This is a genomic window from Nonomuraea sp. NPDC005650 (assembly GCF_040605375.1).
In the GTDB taxonomy this organism is placed as follows: domain Bacteria; phylum Actinomycetota; class Actinomycetes; order Streptosporangiales; family Streptosporangiaceae; genus Nonomuraea.
Genome location: NZ_JBEXCR010000029.1, coordinates 163,868 through 170,203, shown reverse-complemented (window position 1 = coordinate 170,203; position 6,336 = coordinate 163,868). Strand labels below are relative to the sequence as shown.

Here is a 6,336-nt window from a genome sequence, read left to right as displayed (position 1 = left end):
CGGGGACGGCGTTCCCCCGGCCGACCGAGAACGGATCTTCCAGCGGTTCGTCCGCCTCGACGCCGCCCGCAGCCGCGACCGCGGAGGCACCGGCCCGGGCCTGGCCATCGCCCGGGACATCGCCACCGCCCACCAGGGCACCCTGCACGTCGAGCAGGCCGCGATCGGCGGAGCCGGCTTCGTCCTACGCCTGCCGCTGAGCACCCCAGCCGAGCGGGCCGGCCCATAGTCACCGCCCAGACGGTACAGGCATGAGGAACTGGATGGCTTTGCCAGATGTCGCCGCCCACCAGATCATGCTGGCCACCTGCTCGGACGGCCGGTGCGAGAGCGCCGCCGTGGGCAGGATCCGGTACGGCCCCGGCGCCGGCCTGGCCATGACCCTGGACGGCCAGGGCCGGCCGGTGATCGCCTGGACGGACGACAACGGGCTGCGCTACGGCAGCGAGTGGGCCCTCAAGATCACCACGGTGCTCAACGCCGGGAACCTCACCGGGCCCCGGCCGGAACCCCCGGCACGCTGATCACACCAGTCCGCAGGACCGCCAGGCGATCGGCACGCGCGGCGACCACTGCCCGCCGTCGCCGCGCACCACCACGTACGCGGTGAGCGGCGCCGCGAACGAGCTGCCACCGCACAGGACCCGCCCCGTGTCGACCGAGTAGCTGCCCGCCGGTCCGTTACCGCCCGACTGCGCCGTGGCCCGGCCCTGCCACAGCACCCGGTCATCCGAGGCGCGCCTGACCTGGACGGCGACCTGGGTGCCCGGCGTCAGGTAGTAGCCGCGGACGCCCACCGTCTGGTACGGCCCCTCGTTGGTGGTGGAGCAGGTTTCACCGTCGCACGAGGGCCCGTTACCGGCGTGGTTGCGCTTCATCATGACGACCCAGGCGAGCCTGCGGGCCGCGCTGCCGTTGTCCTGCCGCGCCTGGGAGCGGGAGCTGGGGACCACGCACCGGTAGTCACCGGTGTACGCCTCCCGCCAGACGAACCCGGTCGTACACGCGTGCCAGACCCCGGAGGCGTTCTCCGACCGCGTCCGGTCGCGTACGGCCGGGTCCACGCAGACGTGGTCGCTGGACCGCGCGCCGCGCCAGACGTACCCGCTGGCGCAGGTGTCAGGGGCGAACGCGGTCTCGGCGCCGGCCCCCGTGACCCCGAGCACCGACATCGCCAGGCATCCCGACGCGGTCATCGCCGCGAGCCTGCCGGAACGTGTGAGCATGTTCTTCCTCCGGGAGAGATCAAGGAACGGATCGCGGGCGGGCACTCCCAGCCCCGTGATCGCATCCTGTCCCGCGGCCCACCGCCGGACATGAGTAGCCCCTACTCATGTTCGGCTCGCCGGAGTGCGGCCCCGTACTACACGTGGTTCGTGGACGGCGAGTAGAGCATCGACACCGGGCGGGTGGCGGCGTCGAACGACGCCGCTGCCCCGGTCGCACCCATCCCGCTGACCCCCCACGGCTCGTAGACCATGTTGACGCCACCGTGTTGCCACTCGTTGACCCACACGAGAGCGGCGTTGATCTCCCTGCAGCGCCGCAGGCTCTCGGGGGTCGAGGAATAGACCGTCGCCGCGAGTCCGAAGCTCGTGGTGTTGGCCAGGTCGATGGCTTCGGCGAAGGAGTCGACCACGGTGACGGGGGCGACCGGCCCGAAGGTCTCCTCTTTCATGATGCGCATGTCCGAGGTGACCTCGGTCAGCACCGTCGCGGGGTAGAAGTATCCGGGCCGGTCAGGTTGCCCGCCGCCGCAGAGCAGCGTCGCCCCGCGGTCGACGGCTTCGCGGACGTGGTCGTGCACGATCCTCCGCTGGGTGTCGTCGACCAGTGGTCCCAGGCCCGGGGAGTAGGGGTCGTCGCTCATCGTCCAGCCTTCGGCTTCGGCCACGAGGGCGGCGACGAACTCGTCCGCGACCGCGCGGTGCACGTAGATCCGCTCCGACGACGTGCAGATCTGTCCGCTGTTGAGGAACGTCGACGTCGCGACCGCCTTGGCGGTGGCGGCCACGTCGACGTCGGCGTCGACGAGGACGGGGTCGTTCCCTCCCAGTTCCAGGATCGTTCGCTGAAGGCGCTTCGCCGCGGCGACGGCGACGCTGCGGCCCGCCTCGACAGACCCGGTGAAGTGCACCAGCTTGACCGCCTCGTGCTCGGCCAAAGGCTTGCCGGCGCGCGCGTCGCCCAGGAGAAGGTTCACCACGCCTGCCGGAAGGTCGCACAGCTCGACGAGCCGGGCCGCGGACAGCGGCGCCTTCTCCGAGGGCTTGATCACCACGGTGTTGCCGGCGGCGAGCAGGGGGCCGAGGGCTCCCAGGATCGAGGTCACCGTGAAGTTCCAGGGCACGATGAGTGCCAGCACGCCCAGCGGCTCACGGGTGACCACTGTCCGTCCGGACTCGCCCGGAGCTGTGACGTCGGCGACGAACGGATAGGACCGCGCCCGCTCGATGCCGAGCCGGAACGAGGCGATTCCGCCCGCGATGAACTGCTCGGCGAGCGGGACAGGCTTGCCCATCTCCCGGTTCTCGAGTTCCGCCAGCTCGCGCACATGCCGTTCGAGGAGGTCGGCGGTGCGGCTCAGCCGGCCGAGGCGGTCCTCGAGGTCGAGCCTCGCCCAGCCCGCGTGCGCGGCCTGCGCCGACTCCACCGCCACCGCGGCGTCGGCGGCCGATCCGGCCGGAATCAGTGCGACGACCTGTTCGGTGGCCGGGTTGACGACGCTGCGGAGTTCCGGGTCCGCGGCTTCGACCGGGGTGCCGTCGATGATGTTGCTCAGGCGCTTCATCTGCTCGTTCCTTCTGGATCGAAGCCGGCTTCAGTGGAGCCTGCGGGCCATGTGCTCGCCGAACATCACGCAGGCGAGATGGGTGTTGGCGCGTGGGACGAAGGGGAAGACGGAGGCGTCGACGACTCGAAGGCCCTCGAAACCGAGGACCTCGCACCCGGGGTCGACGACCGTCTCCGGCGCGTTCGGATCTCCCATCCGGCACGTGCTCGTCGCGTGCTGCGTGTCGACCACGCTGGCGCGCAGGTAGTCGCGCAGTCGCCCTGGTGTGTCCAGGGCGCCGCGCAGCGAGGAATTGACCCGCCAGAGATCGCCGTCGGCGATCTCCGCGAAGCTGGAGTGGGCCACCAGGTCGCCGAGGAGCCTGATGCCCGCGTCCAGGCGGTCGATGTCGCGCTCGTCCGACAACATGTTCAACGCCACCCGGGGCTGCGTGCCCGGGTCGGCGCTTTGAAGCTTCAGCGTTCCGCGGGAGTAGGTCCGGTTGACGAACACCCCGACGGCACCGGCGCCGGCGCGCACTTCGGCCGATGCCATGGCCAGCGCGTTCTGGTTGAGGGCGGCCAGCATCATGTCGTTCCCGCCGGGCACGGTGCCGCTGCTGTAGCGCACGCAGCAGTTCGTGTGCCGGTCGGCGGGGCCGGCCGAGGCCGCCTCGGTGAGCGGGATGCCGATCAGGGCCATCGGATGGTCCTGGAGCCCACGGCCCACCGGCAGATCGGCACGGACCTCGATGCCCAGCCGTCGGAGGTCATCGGCGGGGCCGATGCCCGAGCGCATGAGGATCGAGGGCGAGGCCGTGGCGCCCGCGCTGAGCACGACCTGGTTCGCGTGGAAGGCCGATCCGTCGGCCAGCCGGACGCCGACTGCCCGAGCACGTTCGAAGAGAACCACGTCGACCAGACTGTCGCCGCGGATGGTGAGGCCCGGGTTGTCGCGACGTGGCTCCAGGTAGGCGTCGTGGCACGAGACCCGTCGACGGTCGATCGAGTTGATGGGGTAGGGAGAGACGCCGGTCGCGCCGGGTGCGTTGACGTCCGGGGCCCACCCGAAACCCGAGGCGAGCGCTGCCGCACGGAGCGCCTTGTCGACCGAGCCCCACGTGTCGACCGGGGCCCGGTAGACGGGGATCGGGCCGGCGGTGCCGTGGTAGTCCTCGTCGCCGAAGCCGGCGTCGGACTCCAGTGCGACGAAGTCCGCCATGACCTCCGCGGACGACCATCCGGTGCAACCGGAGGCCGCCCACTCGTCGAAGTCCTCGGTGGGCGGCCGGATCGCGATCTGCCCGTTCACCGTCGAGCTTCCGCCGAGGCCCTTGCCTCGCCAGTACAGGTAGGGCTCCTGGGCCTCGGTCCTGGTGGCCAGGTGCCCGTCCCACAAGAACGCGTCGTAGTCGGAGTCCAGGATCGCGTTCAACGGATTCGGCGACCTCCAGGCCTCCGGAAGCTGTGAGGCCGCGTAGTCCCGGCCGGCCTCGAGCAACAGCACCCGCTGTCCCGCGTCCGCGAGCCGTGCCGCGAGTGCCGCGCCGGACGAGCCCGCTCCGACGACGATGGTGTCGTAGCTGCCTGCTGATCCCATCTGGCCTGATCCTTGGTCTCGTCGCTAGGCGGTGAGGTCGAGCGTGTGAACGGTCAGCTCGCCGAGTGCCGCGGGAAGGGGTTCGACACCGAACCCGGGCCCGCCGGGGATCGACACCGCGCCGTCCTTCATGACGATCGGCTCGGTGATGTCCTGGGCGTAGAACCGGTCCGAGCCTGAGATGTCGCCGGGCAGCGTGAAGCCCGGGAGCCCGGCCAGCGCCGCGTTGGCGGCCCGGCCGATGCCGGTTTCGAGCATGCCGCCGCACCAGACCGCGACGCCGTGCGCCAGCGCGAGGTCGTGGATGCGTGCCGCCTCGAGGTATCCCCCGACCCTTCCTGGCTTGATGTTGATGACACTCGCCGCCCCCAGCGCGATCGCGTCGGCGGCCGACCGCGCGTCGACGATCGACTCGTCCAGGCAGATCGGCGTGGTGAGCAGGCCCGCGAGCAGAGCGTGTTGCCGCAGGTCCTCCTCGCCCAGCGGCTGTTCGATCAGCAGCAGGTCGAAGGGGTCGAGTCCGCGCAGCAGCCGGGCGTCGGAGAGCCGGTAGGCGGTGTTCGCGTCGACCTGCAGCGCGATGTCGCCGAAGCGCTCGCGCACCGCCTTGACCGGCTCGAGGTCCCACCCGGGCTGGATCTTGAGTTTGACGCGCGCGTAGCCCTGGTCGACGAAGTCGCCCACCCGGCCGAGCAGGTCGGGAATCGACTTCTCGATGCCGACGCTGACCCCCGACGGCACCGAGGCGCGGGTCACACCGAGCTGCGCCGCGAACGACATGTTCCGCAGCCGCAGCTGGGCATCCAGGATCGCCATCTCCAGAGCGCCCTTGGCCATGCGATGGCCGACCACGTGCTCAAGTGCCGTGCCGACCGTCGACGCCGACACGGCGTGACCCGCGGCCTGCCACTCGAACAGCGCGGGCACGAGGAATCGCCGCAGGACCTCTCGTGCTCCCTCAAGGTATTCCGGCGAGTAGAACGGCTCGGCGAGGGCGACGCACTCGCCCCACCCGGTCACGGTGCCGCCGCGGTCCGAGGCCGTGACCCGGATCAGGAGCGGAAGGCGCTCCGTCTGGGTGGAGAACGAGGTGGTGAACGGGTGGATCAGCGGCATCCGGACCGTGATGAGCTCGACACGCTCGATGTGCATTCTCAGGTGCTCCTTGTGAGGCGGTAGTGACCCCGGCGGTCGAAGTCGACGACGGCCCAGCCTTCTTCCAGCAGTCCGCCCAGCGCCCGTCGCAGCGCGAGCCGCCATGAGATCGCGAGCTCGGGTTCGTGGCGCCGTAGAGCCTCGATGTCCGGGGGGATCTCCACGGTGCATCGGGTCAGCGACTCCGCCCGGCCGAGGTCGAGCCGGGGTCGCCGGTCCACGGACCTCAGTACGGCCGGGCCGTGCTCGTTCTCGGCTCGTGAGGGCGTCGTGGCCTGCCCGATGTGCCAGGCCACCATGATCCGGTCGCTGTGCTGGCCCTGGTTGAGCCCGTCGCCCATCGGCCCGTAGAAGTCGGGAAGGTAGACCTCGACCTCACAGCCGAGCTTGTGCAGGTTGAAGTACGCGTTCCTGGCCACCAAGGGGTCAAAGGTCCACGTCACGCGGGTGACACCGCGGGCCAGGCACCAGTCGCGCTGGTGGTGCTTGAGGGCTCTGCCCCATCCTGTGCCTGCCGCGTCCGGTCGCACGCCGGCGATGTGGGAGTGCAGGGCGTTCTCCCGGGGCTGGTAGAAGAAGCCGACGCAGACCGCCATGAGCTCATCGCCGCGGAAACCACCGGCGACGTAGTTGCCCGCGTGCGCGAACGCCGTGAGGAGCTCTGGGCTGACATGCGACTGGGTGTTCTGGACCTTCCAGATCCGCGCCACGAGCTCGGAGGCGGCGGACATCTCCTCCGGGCGGTGAAGCAGCCGCAACTCCATGGAGGCCGAGCTCGGCGCCTGGGTCGTCATGAGCGCTCCTGCCGC

Annotated in this window: 7 protein-coding genes; 2 read left to right on the top strand and 5 right to left on the bottom strand. The window is 70.7% G+C overall.

Annotation, left to right across the window (positions count from 1 at the left end):
- Together ABZS69_RS41575 and ABZS69_RS41570 are read left to right on the top strand one after the other, a co-directional pair.
- The coding region (locus ABZS69_RS41575; protein ID WP_355382066.1) for an ATP-binding protein at positions 1 to 229 on the top strand (229 nt) is incomplete at its 5' end.
- 34 nt (positions 230 to 263) lie between these two features.
- Positions 264 to 524 (top strand): hypothetical protein, encoded by a 261-nt coding sequence (locus ABZS69_RS41570; RefSeq protein WP_355382064.1) that lies wholly within the window; start codon positions 264 to 266, stop codon positions 522 to 524.
- On the opposite strand, the gene ABZS69_RS41565 is transcribed toward ABZS69_RS41570, so the two are convergent.
- From ABZS69_RS41565 to ABZS69_RS41545, 5 genes are all read right to left on the bottom strand, one after another.
- Positions 525 to 1,226 carry a hypothetical protein gene (locus ABZS69_RS41565; protein ID WP_192791890.1) on the bottom strand — a complete coding sequence of 234 codons (702 nt, stop codon included), beginning with the start codon at positions 1,224 to 1,226 and terminating at the stop codon, positions 525 to 527.
- Positions 1,227 to 1,363: 137 nt separating this feature from the next.
- Positions 1,364 to 2,791 carry an aldehyde dehydrogenase family protein gene (locus ABZS69_RS41560; protein WP_355382062.1) on the bottom strand — a complete coding sequence of 476 codons (1,428 nt, stop codon included), beginning with the start codon at positions 2,789 to 2,791 and terminating at the stop codon, positions 1,364 to 1,366.
- Positions 2,792 to 2,821: 30 nt separating this feature from the next.
- A complete protein-coding gene (locus ABZS69_RS41555) occupies positions 2,822 to 4,372 on the bottom strand; it encodes a GMC family oxidoreductase N-terminal domain-containing protein (protein ID WP_355382060.1) in 1,551 nt (516 codons plus the stop codon).
- Between the two features lie 24 nt (positions 4,373 to 4,396).
- Entirely contained in the window at positions 4,397 to 5,524 is a 1,128-nt protein-coding gene (gene menC / locus ABZS69_RS41550) for an o-succinylbenzoate synthase (RefSeq protein WP_355382058.1), read from the bottom strand.
- 2 nt (positions 5,525 to 5,526) lie between these two features.
- A complete protein-coding gene (locus tag ABZS69_RS41545) occupies positions 5,527 to 6,321 on the bottom strand; it encodes a GNAT family N-acetyltransferase (protein ID WP_355382056.1) in 795 nt (264 codons plus the stop codon).
- Positions 6,322 to 6,336 lie beyond the last annotated feature (15 nt).